This window comes from Adlercreutzia muris, from assembly GCF_041223505.1.
GTDB classification, from domain to species: Bacteria; Actinomycetota; Coriobacteriia; order Coriobacteriales; family Eggerthellaceae; genus Adlercreutzia; species Adlercreutzia muris.
On sequence record NZ_JBCLQK010000005.1, the window covers coordinates 163,599 to 183,552 of the forward strand.

1 protein-coding gene (running past one end of the window) is annotated in these 19,954 nt (G+C 66.1%); it reads left to right on the top strand.

All coding sequences use genetic code 11. The annotated features are described in order from the left end of the window. On the top strand, nt 1-19,954 hold the 5' portion of the coding sequence (locus AAK988_RS06565) for an SdrD B-like domain-containing protein (RefSeq protein ID WP_369880526.1). 54,038 nt of this gene lie beyond the right edge of the window; the window shows 19,954 of its 73,992 coding nt (coding positions 1-19,954); its start codon is at nt 1-3; the stop codon falls past the right edge of the window.

Here is a 19,954-nt window from a genome sequence, read left to right on the forward strand (position 1 = left end):
ATGAGCAAAATGCGCATTGAAACTCGCGAAGGAAACGAGCCGAAGGCCCAGCGGGGCGGCGTATTCGCCGTCCTGAGGACCCTGCGCTCCCAGCGAAAAGCTGACGAAGTTGCGGAGACCGCTGGGGCTGTCGAGGTTGCGGAGACTGCGGAGGTCGCTGAGGCTGACGGGGCTGCCGAGACCGCGGAGACTGCTGGGGTTATCGCGGCCGAGTCCCCCACTGTCGAGGACGTCCTGGATGCGACAGACGTCCAGGACGCGACGGAGGCCGCCGCCGTTGCCGCAGCCGCCGAGGTTGTCGAGGCCGCCGAGGTCGTCGAGGCCGAGGCCTCGGTCGCGGCGCATACGGGCCGTTTTACCGGCAAGGGCGCCTTCTCCCGCGACATCGCCGCCAAGGGCGCCGGCTCCCAGGAGGGAAATGCCGTTGCAGGTGGCGTTGCCGCAGATGCCGAGGCCAAGGGCGGGTTCGACGGGACCCTGCCGGCTCCGGTGGACTTCAATGGCGACGGCATCGTGAGCCGCAACGCGCCGCGCCAGCTGACCCCCTCGGGCAAGGTCCTGGCCTGCACCTTGGCCGTGCTGCTGGTGCTGACCAGCTGGAATTCCGTGTCCATTGCCGAGGCCCGCACCATCTTCGTCGGCGACGAGCCGGTGCCCACGGCGCCAGCTGCGGAGGACGAGGCGGCCGACGATGGGGTCGACGACCAGGCCGATGAGGGGACTGACGAGGCCTCCGACGAGAGTGCCGACGAGGCTGACGCGGAGGGCGAGGACGGCGAAGGCACCGAGGACGACGCGGTCGCTGACAGTACTGTCAGCGAGGCAGATATGCAGGCATATCTGCCTAATGATCTGCTCGATGCCGACAAGGTGATGCCCTCCCTGACCGAGGAAGCTGAGCAGACGAAGGCGGACAAGCTGCTGAACGCCGCCACTTCCACTGAGGAGGAGCTTAAGGCCGCTCTGGCCGAGCGCTTCACCTACGGCCTTGATGTGACCGGCGGCCTGCGCGCTTCCGACAATGCCTTCCATGTGTCCGGCTCCGGCTTGACGCTGGCCCCCACTCTCGGCAACTTGGCCGTGAGCCTGGCGGGCGGCTACCTCGGCGGCTCCGAGAGCGACGATGCTGTGGTGCTCACCTTCGCCGCTCCCTATCTCTATAAGAACGCCGACGGCACCTGCGGGCGCACCAACTCCGAGGAGGAGTGGAAGGCCCGCGGCGGCGCGGCCGACGATATGCGCGCCGTGCTGGCCGGCGAGCTGCCCGTGGGCTGGTCGGTGTACACCGAGCACATGGGCCAGTACCAGAAGCGCACCGCCGAGGATCTGGCCGCGGGCCTGTCCGGCACCATCGTGCTGCGCTACGACGGCGTGCAGGACGAGCACGGCATCACCGAGCGCGAGACCCGCGGCCAACTGCCGGCCGGCACTCCGCTGCCTTCGTTGACGGCATCGCTCACCCAGAACGTGCCGGCCGCCGAGGCCGTGACCGTCCACGCCGGCTACGTGGTGTGCTCCTACACCGCCGCCGACCCTGCGACCGAGCGGGAGGCTGCCGATGCTGCGGCCGCCGGCGCCGCCGAGGGCGACGACTCCGCTGAGGCCGCTGCCGACGACGAGCCCGTCGAGCCGGCCGACTCCATTCTCTATCGCGCCGAGAACGCCGAGGCTGCCTCGGTGGTGCTCTCCAACGTGGCCCCTCTGGCCACCGTGGGCGCGGCCGTGGCCACCCAGGGCGACCCGATGCTCGCCGGTGGGACTGGCTGGGCCGCCTTCCTCGTGAACATCACCGCCGCCGAGGGCGCGCTGCTCGAGCGCGGTCACGCCCTGCGCGTGTCCGACATGCCCGTGGACGCTAAGGGCACCGGCGCCCTTTCCGCCGACGTCATCGTGGCCTTCGACGCCACCAACCTCACCGCCGAGGCGTTGGCTTCCATCGATCCGGCCGACCCTGAGACCCTGGCCGCGGCTGGAGTGGAGACCGCCCCGGTGCAGAAAGTGGCCGAAGGCGTGGCCGACATCAGCTTCGAGAACCTCATGGCCATCGATGACGATCCGACCGACGAAGTGCAGCCCGAGGCCGTGCCGGCCCCCGAGGATGCCCAGCTGCCCGACGATGCCACGCTCTCCCACGACGAGGAGACCGGCGAGGCCTCGGGCACTCGCGTGCTCTACGTGGCCGTGCCCTATGCCGCCAGCGCCCTGACCCTCACCGAGGACGGCAGCGCCTACGAGGCAGAGACCCCGGAGCTCACTCTGTGGTCCTATCTATATAGTAAGGCGATTCAGGAGGAGACCGTAGCCGAGGCCGATGGCGACGCGGAGGCCATGGAGGCCGACGAGGAGTCCTGCGCCATCCTGTCGCTGGGCACCGCAGACGCAGTGTTCCCGAAGCCGGCCGAGCCCGAGCCGGTCGAACCCGAGCCCGCTGAGCCCGATGGCGATACCGATGCCGAAGAGCCGGCCGAGGCCGAGGGCGAGGGCGAGCCAGCCGAGGGCGACGAAGGCACCAACGCCGATGAGGAGCCGGTCGCCGAGGAGCCCGTTGAGGACGACGCCATGGCGGTCGGCCCCGGCTACAGCGAGTTCGACCAGGATGTCATCGACGAGATGACCAAGCTGCTGGACGCCGCCGGCATCCACTCCATGGACGAGCTCATGGATGCCCTGGATCGGGCGGCCCGCGGCGAGCTGACCGTGGCCGACGGGGCCCTGGGCGACTACGATCTTCTGGAGATCTACATGGCGCTTCTGGGCATGTCCCTCGTGGATTTCGGCGTGACACCGCTGGCCATCGCGCCCAACCCGAACACCGCCGGCCAGCTCGGCAACTCGAACTTCAACCCGAATCTCGTGTGCCAGGACATGGGCACCCCGCTCGGCAAGGACGAGAAGACCGGCGCCGACACCTATCTCATCAACGACAAGAACCATCCGAAGCTGACCTTGTCCTGCCAGTTCTCCGGCCAGACCGGCTACATGGGAGGCTGGAGCGCCTACGGCCCGAGCTACTACGGCACCTACGAATACGACGACAACAACAACCTCGTCTACACGCCGAGCACCACGGCTGCCACCAAGTTCGCGTCGGCGGCCGAAGCCGTGGCGAGTGCCGAGACCGTGGACAAGCGCACCTATCAGCGCTCGGACGCCTCCTTCCCCGAGGACATCTCCACGCTGTCGCCCGACGAGCAGAACTACTGGAAGCTCCAGGACTACAACTACCAGAAGGATGCCGAGGGCTATCAGGAGATGGGCACCGAGTTCGAGCTGCGCGTGCCCTACCTCATCAAGAACGAGGCCGGCGGCCTTATGTCCACCTACAACTACACCGACTGGCGCGGCGACAAGAACGACGACGGCACCTGGTCCCGCGGCGGCTACGACAAGGACGGCAACCCTGCCGACAAGACCAACTACCCCTTCATCTCCGTGGATTTCGGCACGAACCGCACCTCCATGCTGAACAACTGGTCGGTGTATCTGCGCGTGCCCGGCGCCACCACCGACGGCGGCAAGGACGTGCGCGTCTGCCTCGACAAGTACATCGCCACCCTGGCCCAGGATGACCTGAACGACATCATCAAGGACTACCCGCAGCTGGAAGGCCTGAACTTCAGCTACGGCTTCACCGGAGAGCTCATCTTCGTGTGGCACGGCGAGAACAACGTGTACAACCCCACCGGCTACGACCAGAAGCTCCCCGTGGGCGGCCATCTCTCCCGCGCCCCCAACGTGAACGTGAACATGATCGGCGACATTCCCGAGAACGCCGGCGGCACCATCGAGTACGGCGGTCGCGCCCACGTGTTCACCGACGTGCAGCCCTCCGGCGAGAAGTACTTCTACCCGCCGGGAACCGATCCGAAGAACGGCAAGTTCGGCACCTTCACCGCCCAGATGGGCGTGGGCTACGGCGGTACCGTGCGCAAGATCAACCTGTTGAAGACGAACCTCACGTGGGAGACCACCTACGAGCCCATCTCCAACAACGTGCTCTACGACCGCTACAACTACATGGTGTACAAGGTGACCACCACCAACACCTCCACGGGCACCGCCGAGATCGACGCCTTGGAGTACTTCATCCGCGTGCACAACACCGAGCACAACAACAACACCGGCCTGACGAAGCGGGACCACATGCAGTGGCTCTACGACCCCGCCACGAGCAAGCGCCCCGACGGCGCGGTGTTCAACACGCTGTATCCCAACGAGCTCATCTCGGAGAAGGACAAAGATCCCTCCCTGGCCCGGGCGGCACAGCCGCTCACGAGCCCGCGGGATACCCAGAAGCTCCAGTACGTCGGCGTGCCGAACAAGGGCGGCGTGCTCATCTACAACACCACCGACTGGCTGGAGCAGGACTACGAGGATCTGGATAAGACGCTGTTCAGCAACTTGGACCAGATCATGACCCGTGCCGCCGAGCGTCCGAAGACGTGGAAGTCCGAGGTGAACGGCGAGGGCATCACGACCTCGCGCTACGAGATCGACGACAGCCGCGACGACGAGTACAACATCGACGGCACCTTCGATGACGACGACAACCCCGTGGTGACCACGCACTCCATTCCCTATCGCCAGAACGACCAGCCGGGCTACGTGAACTTCACAGTCATCGATGCCGACGGCGGCCTGCTATACCCGAACAGCCGCGTTCCGGAGAAGGAGGGGGCCCGCGGCCAGTACTCCTTCATCGTGGCCGTGCCCTACACCACCAACATCCCCGAGACCGATGGCGGCATGGGCCGCGGCCACTATGTGGACTTCGGCCCCAAGACCACCATCTACTTCGGCCACTTGGGAAGCGGCGTGGATGCGCCGAGCCGCGACTACTCCTGGTCCGACGCCGTGTCGAAGTTCGCCTACCCCTTCGGCATTCCCGAGGCGAGCCTGACCGGCGAGAAGCTGGCGGTGAACAAGTACACCGGCTCTACCGCCAATCCCTCCGTGCGCCCGCAGGCCGAGAAGGTGCTCTCCACCAAGTACAGCTACCTGGGCTACCCGGTCACCTACGAGATCGGCAACTTCACCTCCCAGGGCAACATGCCCCTCTACGGCGAGAACGTGGGCAGCATCGGCGGCGCTGAGCGTCCCGAGGATGCCGGCAAGCCCCACGGCCCGGCCGTCATGGACACCTTGCCAGACTACTTCCGCCTCTACAACCTGGAGTTCGAGATCGACTCGGCCCGCACCATGGGCACCGGCGACAACGACTACCATAGCGACATGGAGCCGCTATCCCGCTACTTCGATACCGACGAGAGCCACTTCCTGGACGGCTTCGACAACACGAACTGGGGCAACAGCGCTGTCGTGCAGTTCGAGGTGGCCGTGCCCGCCGAGAAGGACCCCGGCGACGAGAGCGCCAACGAGGAGGACGACTACTACTGGGTGAACATCGGCACCCCCGAATACGTGCGCACCGAGTCCTACGACGCCGGCACCGACGAGGAGGGCGAGCCGGTTACCCGCTACCGCCACATCTACCGCCTCGGCGGCGAGGACAAGGCCACCTCCATCGCGTCTATGCTGGCCGCTCGCCAGATCAGCCCCATCCCCGGGCTCACCGATCTGTCCGTCACGGACAAGACCGACCTGAAGAACTTCACCGGCGGCATCCGCATGGTCATGGAATCTCCCGTGGCGGCCAACATCGTGCTGCCCGTGACCGTGCGCGTCACCGGCACCATGACGCTGCCCTTGGCCGACTACCGCAACGCGGTGGAGGTGCAGTACGGCAAGCGCACCTGGAACCAGGCGGCCCAGAAGTACGCCTCCTCGGTGGAGGTCTCCGATCGCTCCCAGGCCACCTTCACCTCGGCTCTCTCGCCGACGCCCCAGGTGAGCGCCACGGCCGTGTCTATGGCCGCGAAGCTCTACGACGAGAAGTCGGCCATCGGCCCCAACGATGTGAACAAGCAGCCCATCCTGTCCCGCACCGGGTCGGGCTGGCGCTTCCAGGTGAGCAACAACTCCATGTCGAAGATGGAGCCCGCCTCCTTCACCGTGGGCAACACCTACGGCGCGGCCGAGGCCGCCGGCTTCACCACGGAGCGTGTCGGCATCAACCAGGGCCTACTCGATAACGGCATCCTGAACAAGATCGACATCACCTACCGCGTGAAGGACGGGGCACTGTACACGAACAAGCACGCCGTGTACACCCTGAACCCCGACACGGCTCAGGGAGAGCGCGACCTGCGCGAGCTCTTGCGGGCCCGTGCTGCCTACACCGTGGGCGGCCAGGAGGTGTGGAAGAAGAACGCCGACGGCAAGTTCGTCGACATCAAGGGCAACGTCATCGCCGATCAGGAGCCCGACGACATCGCCACCTGGACCAAGAACGGCGTTGTGCTCATTCCCGAGGACTGGAGCGATGCGCTGTTCGGTGCCGGCTACTTCGTGTCCATGACCCTGTCCTTCGAGGAGCTGAAGGGCAAGAGCGAGATCGGCACGAGCAAGATGTACGTGGAGGTGCAGGGCTCGGCCGAGGACTTGGCCACCATGGAGATGACCGGCACCTTGACCACCAACTACGAGCAGCTGGCCGCCGCCATGGAGGGCCGCAACGTGCTGGCCAAGGCCACGGCCTCCTTCACGTCCCGCAAGGCCCCTTACCACTTGGCCGTGACCACCACGGGCATGCGCGAGAGCAAGGTGCCCGGTGATCCGAACGCCTTCGTGGGCAACCTGGAGTACGAGCGCGACAACGACGGCAACATCTACTATACCGACGCCTCGGGCAACAAGGGCATCGTGAAGGACAAGGTGTTCAGCTACGGCTCCACGGTGACCACCGAGCAGACCAAGCCCTTCGACGCGGCCACCATGCTGCCCTTCTACACCGACAAGGACGGCGTGCGCGGCGTGCTCGATGGCGGCGTGTTCACCTACGAGGACGCCAACGGCGAGGTGCAGACCCGCGTGGTGCCCATCTTCGAGGTGGAGTCCCTCACGGGATCGAAGCGCTATTCCGACGGCACCCACACCGGCATCCTGCGGGACGACAAATTCGTCTACGAGGAGCCCCAGAGCCGCGAGGTGACCGAGGACTATCTCTTCGACCTGGTGACCGAGCAGTGGGCCGGCGGCAAGAAGCTGGTCTCCACGGGCACGATCGACGATGACGGCAACCCGCTCTACACCGATAACGCCGGCAAGACCGGCTACATCGCCGACGGCTGGTTCATCTTCGGCGCGGGCGAGAACGACAAGCTGGAAGTAGAGGTGAGGGTCAAGAAGGACGCAGAAGGCAACGACCTGTACACCGACCGCTCCGGCAACGAGGGCATCGTGGTGGGCGACCTGTTCAAGTATAAGGATACCGAGGGCAAGGAGCACAGCAAGCCCTACACCACCGCCTTTACGCCCACGGGCAACAAGGTCATGGTGGACCAGGAGCAGCGCGATCCGGTGACCGGTGATGTCACCATCGTGAAAGTGGAGGTGGACGAGTACGAGAACCCGGACGGCCACCGCGGATACGTGGCCGACGGCTGGTTCACCTATACCGTTACCGAGCAGGTGGAGCGCACCGTGGACATCGACCCGGCCGTGGGCGTGCTGTCCTACCACCGCGACGGCAACAAAAACATCTACCACCGCGGCACCGATGCCGACGGCAACACCGTGACCGGCGTGAGGCGCGGCGACTTGTTCGCCTACAACGTCACCGAGTTCGTGGGCGACAGCTACCCGGTTACCGACATGAGCCTGCTGACGCCTGTGGTGGAGAAAGACGACGCCGGCCACGACAAGCTCTTCGAGGGCTACATCGGCGACCCGGGCAGCGGCTGGCGCATCACCGTGGCCAACGATTCGGCCTACGATATCGGCAACGCCGTCATCAAGGCCGGCGTGGTGCTGAAGGACAGCATGGGCGCCGGCGCGCCCACGGACTCCACCGAGACCGTGGACAAGAAGATCCCCTACATCACCGAGGGGCACACCGACTTCGAGGCCTCCCACATCGCCATTTCCCCGGCCCTGTGGCAGACCAAGCTCATGACTGTGTACGAGTCGAACACCTGCAGCATGGCCCACGTGCACACGGCCGACTGCCCCGATGCCGTGGCCGTGGAGAAGAACGTGCGCCGCGGCGGCATTCCCGACACGCTGACCCTGGAGGTCTTCGACGCCACCAACACCTCGAACCTCCAGACACCGACGACCCTGACGGTGCCCGGCATCGCCTTCCGGGCCCTGCTCGGCCTGTTCACCGAGGAGGACCGCGATGCCTTCCGCATTGCCAACCCCTCCTTCGCCGGTGCCGATGACGCCACCGTGGATGCCGAGCTGCACAAGGCCCACGACGCCAAGGTGTCTACCTACGGCCTGTCTCTGGCCGACGACGGCACCATTGTGGTGACCCTGGCCGACTGCGCTCCCTGGAAGGCCGGCAACTACTACCTGCGCGGCCTGGAGCAGGAGTTCGTGCACTTCGGCAGCGGCCTGACCTTGAACGATGGCGGCTACCTGGACATCTACGGCACCGTGGTGAACAAGGCCGAGATGGAGATCGGCGGCATCTTCTCCACCAACTACGAGAATCCCAAGTGGGACACGGCCGTGGATTCCGAGGGCGTGCTCAACGGCGCCCCGTACCCCGCTGACGGCACTCCCATCGTGAAGGCCTTCTCCGATATGCGCGGCGAGGACGCGAAGGACGACAATACCGATTACCTAGGCCCCAACAACGCCTCGGAGGGATACTCCAACCCGCTTCTGGGCCACCGCGCCGGCCTGCGCATCAAGTCCACCACCGGTAAGGACGAGATTTGGGCCACCAAGCCCGGCACCAGCGACCGGGTGGACGTGCCCAAGCGCAAGGCCTACTACGACTACGAGGATTCCGGCTACCGCATCAACGTGGCCAACGACACCAAGTACGCCATCGCCCAGGGCGCCCGCTTCACCGTGGAGCCCCTGCCGGCCGATGTGCTGAAGAACCCGAGCAACCCCGCCGACGCGAACAAGCTCGTGGACTTCGAGACCCACAGCATCACCCTGTCCCCGGAGCTGTTCAAGAAGGGCAACGTGGAAGAGGGGGAGAAGCAGGCCTCCCACGCTGGTCAGATGATCGATGCGAAGATCACCTATTACGACATCACCGACGGCGGCAAGGGCACCCTCAAGGAGATCAGCCTCCACGAGCTGGTGGAGTACATCTACCAGGCCCGCATCACGGTGACCAAGCCGGGCGATGCCAACTGGAAGGGCTACACGGAGGGCACCTTCGCCTCGGGTACCGTGGCCGTGCCCGATTGGTTCACCAAGGACGTGACCGACGAGAGCGGCGCCACTGTGTCCAAGTCGGTGGTGCGCTATGAGGACGGCAACTGGGTCATCGACTGGGATCTGTGGGACCGCGGCTACCTCGTGTCGGTGGAGCTGGACTACGGCTCCTTCAACAAGTGGGTGAACGAGGCCACCAACGCCTACGTAGAGCTGCGGGGCCGCACGAGCAACCTGGGCACCTTCCAGATGAACTCCACGTTCAAGACCAAGCAGGCCATCGATGAGTGGACCCGCTCTTGGACGAGTGCCGTGGCCCTCACGAGCGTGCTGCCGCCCATCCGCCCGACTATGAACATGGGTGCCTATGGCGCCAAGCAGGGTGTAGAGGCCGCCGGCGACGACGACAACGTGACCATCGTGCCGGGGCAGCCGAACACCTACGGCGGCATCAGCACCATTCACATGAACAAGACCACCCTGTGGAACTCGGGCACCTATCGCGAGCAGCAGGGCTTCACGGCCGAGGGCGGCGGTAACTACTACAAGCAGTACCCCATTACCTCCTCCGAGGTGCGCGACGAGAAGCCCACGGCCTATCGCAACGAGGAGAACGCCGGTTACCGCGCCGTGGTCACCAACGATGCCGACCACGCCATGTACACCGGTGCAAAGCTGACCATCGGCAACCTGACTCCCCGCTGGGACCAGGCAGAATGGGGCTCTGACGGCGACGGCCACAAGAAGGGCGACAAGCCCGGCGAGGCCCTGGACAAGAACCTCGGTTATCACACCACCTACCTGACCCTTTCGGCCGGGCTTATCGCCTCCTCCGAGATCGAGTCGGTCACCATTCACTCGGTGCCGGCCTTTACCAAGTACACCTCGGGCGGCTCGCATGTGGTGGGCACGGCGGGTGCCGTGAAGAGCACGTGGACCTGGGAGCAGATCCAGCAGAAGTGGATGGGGGTCAAGGCCGACGGCACATGGGACGGCGAGAACATCAACATCCCGGCCACCGAGGGCTGGTTCGGCAACGACGCCTTCTACTTCGAGGTGACGTTCAAGAAGGTGGATGCGCACCTGACCGTGACCGATAACGCCTACGTGGACCTGTTCGGCTACGGCATCGACTCGCCGAACGTGAACAACGCCACCGACCCCTACTACGCCGAGTCCGACGACGTCTATGCCTACGGCGACAGCTATAACGTGGTGCACGTGGGCCAGACCCACGGCTGGGGCTGCTGGGGCGGCGGTAACCCGGGCACGAGCTCGTCGCGCATCGATAAACAGTTCCTCGGCCGCTACGCCTACGTGGGCAACTACTACGTGGTCGTGGACGCCGACTCCGAGTTCAAGGCCCTGTACCCGGATGCCGACTGGTCCCACATCTCCGGTTCCAACAACGGCGCCACCGGTGCCAACGACGGCGTGAACTCCGACGGCGTGCGCACCTTCGCCCGCGACAAGGCGAACCTGTACGCCATCGGCGGCCAGCCCAACATCGGCCTGGAGGCCCACACCTACTTCAAGGCCGTTGAACCCGCGGCGGGGGAGACCTACGACGCGGCAGCCAAGCGGTCCGTGGCCGCCATGGCGGCCACCACCAACATCACGGGCATGAGCAGCCAGACCAAGGCCTGGTGGGGCGAGGACGGCGCGGCCTACCGCTTCAACGTGTCCAACGGCGCCCGCACCATGTTCGAGAGCGAGCTGCAGATCGGCACCGAGGGCACCAAGTACTGGGTGAACTCCACGGACTCCAGCGTCACCTACGGCCGCATCAAGCCCCAGGGCACCGAAGTGTCCTGGGAGCTGGTGCCCGGCACCGATGATGTGGAGGACTACGAGAACGCCGTGCGCGGCTTCCAGACCAAGAACATCATGATCTCGAAGGCCCTGCGCGCAAGCTCCGACATCAAGGAGGTGGAAGTTACCTTCTACGAGCCGACGGCCACTAAGCTGCCCCTGGCGGCGGCCCCGGCCAAGACTCGCGTGATTCTGCCCTACGCCTACCTGCGCGGCGAGGTGGATTCCGCCGGCAATGCCGTGGGCAATCCCGCCTACGACGCGACCAAGGCCACGAAGGCCTACGATTCCGACGGCTCCCTCATCATTCCCTGGGACGAGTGGAAGCAGGGCTACGTGCTGAACGTGGTGGTGCGCTTCAACTCCGTGGACCCGAACACGGGCCTGGCCGCCGACAGCACCACCAAGACCTACGACGCCTTCGTGGATGTGTGGGGCGAGGCCAACAACGTGCGCGACATGCCCCTGTCCTCCTGGTTCGGCTGCACCTACGACTACCAGGGCTGGCACTACGACCGCGACGAGCCCACCCGCCCCTACGGCACCAACAAGGGCGGCTACGCCTGGGGCAGCTGGCCCAACGTGTGGGCCTGGAACTCCCGCACCCCCTCGGCCTACGGTTCCGGTTATACCCGCGTGGGCGACTACGTGCAGTGCATGACCTGGCCCGGCTCCGCGGCCCACAACTGGTGCGTGGCCAACGCCGGCAACTACAGCGCCATCACGAGCCGCTACAACTCCTACATGCCGCAGTTCAAGCGCTGCGTGGCCAGCTGGAACCCCTACTGGAAGGGTGCCAACGCCTACCACAACGGCGCGGCCACGGCCTGGCTCATGGGACGCCCTTACGAGGTGGACGAGCGCATCAAGGCCGAGACCTTCATGCGCTCCGAGGACGCCACCGCCTCGGCGGGCTACGACGACCACACCGACGGCACGGCCCAGGAGACGGCCCTCGGCGGCTCGCTCAAGCTCACCGAGACCACGAGCAACTTCGTGAACGGCACCACGAGCGGTTATACCAACGGCTACTACGAGGAGGAGGGAAGCGGCTTCCGCTTCACCCTGTCCAACAACAGCGCCACCGACAAGGCCATGACCGACTTCGCCCAGAAGGAGGGCACGAACCTCACGGGCGCCGACGGCCACTTCCGCATGCGCAAGGCCTACTTCGCCACGTCCAAGATTCCCTTCGTGAACAACAAGGACGACGAGGAGGTGAAGGCCGGCAAGAAGCCCGCGGGCCTGGTGAACTACTACACCGAGAAGGTCGCCCTGTCGGCGGCCCTGTTCGAGCGCTCCACGGTGAAGGACCTCACCCTGTACTGGCGTCCCTACGACGGGGCCACCCAAGAGCCGGCCACCTCCGACGCCAGCCTGACCATCGACGGCGCCGACCTGCGGACATTCGCCGCGGTGGCGAACCAGGCGGCTCTTGACGCGGTCACTTTCGACAACGCCGTGGCCCTGCCCAGCGGCAAGGGCAACCTGTTCGATAACGTGGCCTTCAACGGAGATGTGCTGGAGGCGAAGGACAGCGACGGCGAGGTGGTCATGTACCGCCAGGCCGACGGCGACGTTGTCTTCATGGCCGCCCTGTGGAACCACGAGTACTACCGCAACCTGGAGATGCATCTGCGCGATTTCGCCGCCCAGACCACCAACGACATGGGCGCTTATGTGGAGTACTGGGGCGAGGGCACCTACCGCTGGACCAATTGGGACCTGCGGGCCACCTTCCGCACCGACTGGATCACCAGCTGGTGGAACTCCAACAACAAGTACGACACCGATTCCACGAGCGCGAGCTACGGCACGCCGGTCATCAACGGCGACCCGGCCTTCAAGGTCCGCGGCCTTAACGGCGACTTCACCACCTATGCGAACCTGCGCAACCAGCTGTTCCAGAACTACACCTACAGCGTGAGCGAGGCCACCACCCCGGGCACCGGCAACTGGACGGCCCCGGCCTACAACACCTTCGGCGCCACCTTGGGCCGCAACTACTACTGGAACGCCTCGGCCGGCGCCTACAATTCCACGACACTTTCCAAGACGGCGTCCATGGGCGGCAACGCCCCCTACACCTATACGGCCAGCGCCCGCCTGAACGTGGCCCTGCCGCCGGTGCGCCCGGTGGTGGCCCTGTACAGCTACAAGGACGCCGATGTGGCCAACAAGGCCTTCGGCGACCTGGACAAGTACGAGAAGAAGAACTCGCCGACCCAGACCGTGGGCACCCTGGTGGGCAACGCGCCGGAGGTTACCTCCCAGCGCAACGCCCAGGACGCGAGCAACCACAACGTCATCACGGGCTACAACTGGAACAGCCAGCCGCGGGCCTACTGGCGCGATGAGGCCGTGGGCTACCGCGCCCTGTTGTCCAACAAGTCGCGCTACGCCATGGAGCACGGCGCGAAGGTGACCCTGGGCGATATCCTGCCCCTTTCCGACACCAACGCGCCGGCACTGCTGGGCAACGTTGGCTTCCGCACCACGCGCCTGGCCCTGTCCAGGGGCATGTTCGAGGCGGGCGTGGATCCCGTCAGCGGCGAGGGCTCCATCAAGTCCATCACCCTGAGCTGGTACGCGCGCGACGGCAAGGCCGCCTCGTGGATCGGCAACACCAGCGCCATCCCCCAGTCGCCCATCAGCCGCACCGGCCTGGCCGCCGCCTCGCCCGTGTTCACCACCACCTACACCGGCGAGCAGGTGAGCGCCTGGTTCCAGGGAAAGCACCTTGTCTACGAGCGCGACGAGAACGGCAATGTGGCAACTGACGGCGACGGCAACCCGATTGTGAGGGAAGAGCAGGACATTGCCGCCGGCGAGGCTCCGGGGCTTGCGATTTCCGCCGACGGCGATGTGCTCTTGGACTGCACCATGTGGGTGTCCGGCGACCTGGCGGGCCTGGTGATCGACTACGGCTACTATCAGAACGACCTCACCCGCGAGCAGTCGAAGGACCCGGCGCTGAAGGACTACAAGCGCATCACGGGCGACGAGCCTTACGTGGACTTCTTCGGCTACACCATCGACTCGCCCGACGCCAACAAGGTGCGCACCGTGAAGGACACCTGGTGCGTGAACCACGGCTGGGAGGGCGCCGACGGTGCCACGGTGGACCAGTACCGCGACTTCTACTACGATATCGTGCGCATGGAAACCGATTTCCGCACCACCTACGGCAACGCCAACTGGAACAACCTCTACGAGGGCAACAACCAGGGCACCGAGAACAGCAGCCACCATAACGAGTACGATGTGAACGCGTTCAGCGAGATGACCCGCTCCACCGACTACGGCGACCTGTTCGCCCATACGCCGGCCTCCAGCCAGAAGGTGGTGGCCAAGGCCTACTTCGCCGACAACGCCAAGCCCATGGGCGCTCTGACCGACGACGGGGTGTCGGTGGGCACGATCCCGCCCGACGGCAAGCTGCACGACACCACGACGGCCTACCTGCGCTACTACGGCGCGGGCTGGCGCTTCACCTATACCAACTACGCCAATCCCACCACCGTCACCTCCAACACCTATGCGAACTCGGTGTGGGCCCCCGACCATAACATCTACGACCGCGACTACGAGATGTTCGACAGCTACCTGAACGTGGGCGTCATGCCCTCCGAGGACGTGCCCGCCGCCGAGACGGACGACTACGCCAACGTAAAGCGCACCTTCGATGCGAAGTACCTGAGCCTGTCGAAGGGGCTCTTGGAGGCGGCCACGTGGAACCGCATGGAGGCCCGGGCCGATGGGCGCCCCGGCAACGCCGTGAAGACCATCGCCATCACCGCCGTGCCGCGCAAGGTGGCGGCCCCGGCGGGGGAGGGCGACAGCGGCGCCGATGGCAGCGCCGACGACGGGGAGGCCGACCCAGCGGGAGCGACCGTCTGGGACGAGCCGGTAGCGGAAGCAGGTGACGTCACCGCCACCGAGACGCTGGCCGACGGTACCACGCGCACGACGACCACCCGTACCGACGGCACCACCTGGGTCAAGGACGAGACCACCGCAGGGGCGGTGACCATCACCTATACCTTTACCCTGGATACGGCTGTTGCCCGCGGCGCCTCCTACGATACCGACGGCAACCTGGTCATGCCCGCCTCCCTGTGGAACGACGGCTACTTCCACAACCTGCGCGTGGACGTGGCCCACTTCAATGCGGGTGTGCGCGAGGACGCCAACGCGGCCATCGACGTGCTCGGCCGCACCGACGTGGTGGACAAGAACGTGAAGCTGGAGTCGGTGTTCAACACCGACTACGACGCCAACAGCGCCACGGTGCTCGATAGCACGCTGCTGGACGGCGCGGCCGCTGGCACCCTGGCCGGCGCCTTCCAGAGCGCCGGCACCTGGGATCACACGGCCGATATGTACGGCCAGTGGAGCGACGAGATCGCCGGCGGCAGCATCCTCCAGGAGAAGACGGCCGACAAATTCGGCGAGGCGGCCATCGCTCGCAAGGCCCTGGGCAGCAACCGCTATGACGGGTACATCGCGGCCTACGACCGCTCCAACGGCATGGACCGCATCGACGCCGCCACCCTGGTGGCCGAGGTGGACCCCATCAAGCCGCGCATCGACTCCTACACCTTCCTGTACGCCGACAAGGCCGGCGATGTCACCGCCAACATGGAGTGGTCGGACACCGCGACGCCGAACACGCCCATCGACACCCTCATGGGCTCCATGAACTCCGGCTGGCGCTTCCCGCTGACCAACAACTCCAACTACGCCCTGGACTCCGCCCGCGTGACCTTGGGCACCGGCTATGTGGCCGCCGGCGACGACAAGGGCGCCAGCTTCGGCACCACGGGCTCCACGGGCAACGTGGTGGGCGGCGTGGCCAACTACGACGGCGGTGATCCGTCCGGCAACCATGCCATCTACGGCGAGCTGGTGGACGGCCAGTGGCGCGGCTTCGATGCCAAGACGCTGTACGTGAACGGCCCGGCCCTGGCCGCCATCCTGGCCGGTCCCATGGCCGATGCGAAGGCCGCGGCGGCCCGCGCCGGCGAGGGCGACTTCGAGCATCAGAGCGATTTCATCGCCCCCGAGGCCGACCTGGCGGGCCTGAAGGCGATGGGCGAGAGCGATGTGAAGGCAATGCTCGCCGGCTACACGGTGGACATCTACGCCGTGGGCCGCGGTGACACCACCTTCTCGCGCACCACGAGCGTGAACCGCATGCAGGGCGACGGCTCCTTCGCCGCCGAGACCATCACGGTGCCCACGGTGCCGGCCAAGCCCATCCACCAGATGGGCGGCGCGGCCGACACCACGGCTTCCTACACCGATGGCGACGGCAACCCCACCGGCGAGAAGGTGTTCACCCACGCCGACGGGACGGCGAAGTACCAGCCCCTGGCCCTGGCCGACTACGTGACCCGCGACGCCGCGGGCAACTGGGTCGTCTCCATTCCGAGCGAGGCCTGGCTTGCCCACGACGACGGCTGCACGGCCAAAGACGGCATCGACCACAACGACGATGCCGCCAACCCGAACCATACCGCGTGCAAAGACGAGCTGTACGTGACCCGCGTCACCTTCCACCTGCCCGGCTTCGCCGCCAAGGTGACCCAGGCCGATCCCACGGCCGCCGACGCCGCCGTCATCGAGATGCACGGCGTGCCCACCCGCGCCACGGTCATGAGCCTGGACGGCCAGTTCTCCACCGAGTACAAGACCGAGAGCTGGAACGCCAACAAGTACACCCGCACCATCGACGGCGACTACGCCAAGATGAACCCCCTGACGGCCGAGCCGGAGATCCAGACCTACTTCAACTGGACCGGCGGCAAGACCGGCGAGGGCAACATCGAGGTGGACCAGACCACCCACCGCCCGCTCACCTACACGCTGGATACCGCCGGCAACAAGGTGGACAGCCAGGTCATCGGCGGCACCCTGTACCGCCCCATCACCAATGTGCCCTACCGCTGGGGCGAGGGCGACTTCAGCTACCTCGACTTCGGCAACGGGGAAGGGGAGGGCTGGAAGGTGGGCCAGGACCACGCCACCCCGCGCTTCACCGACACCCTGGCCGCCCCCGATAAGACGAGCGATAACCCGCGCGAGGACGCCTGGTACGAGTACATCCTCACCAACAAGTCGAAGTCCACGGCCGAAAACGGATACCTGGACCTGGCCATCGACGGCGTGTCCATGATGAAGGTGACCAAGGACGCCAACGGCACCTACCAGCGGGCCACGAACGAGATCGTGGAGCAGGCCCGCGGCTTCATCGCCGACGAGTTGCAGATCGACGGCTACTACCGCTACCGCGACGGCGACGCCACCCGCACCAAGCTGCCGGCCGACACCACGGTGACAAGCACCAAGTGGACCAACCGCGCCGGCACGGTGAGCAAGCTGTGGCTCTACGGCTGTTCCACGGTGGTGCCCCACGCCTCCTCCGAGGACTTCACCGGGACCGACGGCCAGAAGTACCGCCGCTCGGTGAACGCCGCCACCGGCGAGGTGGAGGTCACCCGCCTCTCCGACGGCTCCAAGACCGTGACGGCGCCCGTGGCCACGGTCACCCTGGACGACGCCACCATCGAACTGCTGGTCAAGAACGGCGGTACCGCCATCGACTTCACCACGGCCGCCGGCACCGACGGCGCCTCGGTGGACGAGGCCATCGCGCACCTGCCCCTGACCGAGGCCGGCCTTGCGGCCCTGAAGGACGCCGGCGCCTCCATCAAGCTGCGCGAGGATGCGGATGGCGCCTTCGACTACGAGGTCATCGCCAACGTGCGCCTGCTGTACAACTCCATGGCCGCCGAGCTGTACGAGGAGTACCCGGCCGACGGCCTGACCCCGGCCAAGGCGGGCAGCAACACCACGCTCACGGCCCGCATCTACGGCGACGTGCGCACCCACGGCACGCCTACGGCCGTGGCCGGCGGCACCGTGAACACCAGCTACGACAACCGCATGGCCTCCACCATGTACTACTTCCCGCTGTCGAGCTTCTACGGCAACATCGACCGCGCCTCGGAGAAGAAGCTCGTGGTGGACAAGTACCTGGGCGCCTCGGAGGCCACGGCCTTCAAGGATGCCGCCAGCCGCCCGACCACCGGCGCGACCAGCTCCTCCACGCCCGAATGGGTGAGCAACGGCGTGACCAACGGCACCGACAACGGCACCCTGGGCTCGGGCAACTCCGCCACGGTGTCGGTGGCCAACAAGGCCGACGGCGCCGGCTACACCTTCACCCTGCGCAACGCCACCCGGGCCCGTTCCGACGAGGCCACGCTGTCCCTGCGCATCGAGAGCGTGTCCATGAAGGCGAAGGCCATGCTGGCCCCGGGCTACCCCGAGGCCAACGCCGGCAACGCCGCCGACCTGGACACCAACAACTACTACGGTTACCGGGGCGTGGTGCGCGGCTTCAAGACCGCCGAGCTGGAAATCGGTACGGCGCTGAAGACCATGGGCTCCCTGGACTCCATCGACCTGACCTTCTACCAGCCCAACGGCGAGAAGTTCATCATCACGGTGCCGGCCGATTCTGCGCTCCTCGGCGCCGACGGCGCGGCCACCACCCTGAACTTCCACGACGCCTGGAACAGCGATGCTGCGGGCGATACCGTGGTGAACACCATCGACGGCTTTGAGGCCGTGGGCCTCGTGCGCACCCCCTCGGGCGACGCGGGCTACGATGCCACGACCACGGTGCCCACCGTGGCCGGCAAGAGCGATGCCTACACCGCGGCGAACTACACCGGCCCCATCTACCAGAACACCACGGCCTACACCATCGACGACTGCTACCTGTACCAGGTGGACTTCCATTACGATTCGCTGGAGCCCTCCTGGCGCCCCGGCCAGCAGAACTCCGCCGCGGCCGAGGACTGGGTGGTGCAGGATGCCAACGGCAATACGACGGGCAACAGCAGCCCGGCGGCTTCGGACGCCTCGTGGAACAAGGACGCCAAGGTGCCGGCCAGCCCGACCAACAATGGCTATCCCGGCCCCGCCGACCCCGCCGACCCCGCCGACGCCATCGGCGAGCTCACGGTGACCGCCACGGGCAAGGCCGACTGGTACAACTCCGTGGGCAACACCGCCAGCTACAACAACAGCTGGTCGGCGGCGGGCCTGTTCGTCAACGGCACCGACAAGACCCTCACCCCCTGCGTGAACGGCTACCGTACCTACTATTCCACGAGCAGCAACGGCACGCGGAACTACAACTGGTACTACCCGCACAACCAGACTCTGCACGCCCGCCTGTTCCTGAAGCAGAAGGGCGCCTACGACACCCGCGGCGCGCGCACGGCTGACTGGCAGGACAACTCCGCCGTCAACACCGCCGAGAAGGACAAGGCCCAGTCCCTGTCCCGGGACTACCGCTACGACACGGTGCGCAAGTGCGCCGCCCTGTCGGTGGCCCGCCCCTATATGGAAGTGCACTCCTATGTGCGCTACGGCAACGTGAACAACTACACGGGCAAGACCGTGAGCGAGTCCACGGCCTACGCCTCCGACGGCACCCGCACCGAGGTGAGCGTGCCCTACGCCAAGACCTTCAACTACTGGGCCACGCTGAAGAACGAGTCCGGCATCTCCAAGCTGGACGACACCGACGTGAACATCACGTTCCCCGTGGAGTGGGAGACCTTCCAGACCGGCAAGGCCTCCGTGGTGGGCAACAACGGTAAGACGAGCGCCTACACGGGCTTCCATCCCATCGGCTACACCATCTCCCGCGGCTACCTGAAGTGCTTCCCCGATGACAAGGTGGGCAAGATCCGCATCTTCGGCTACTCGCCCTATCAGATCAGTCGCAAGGTGGCCCAGACGAGCACCACCAAGGTGGTGCTGTGGCCCTACTACACCGAGGTGGCCGGCAAGAAGCGCCTGGCCGGCTTCGAGTTGGAGTACG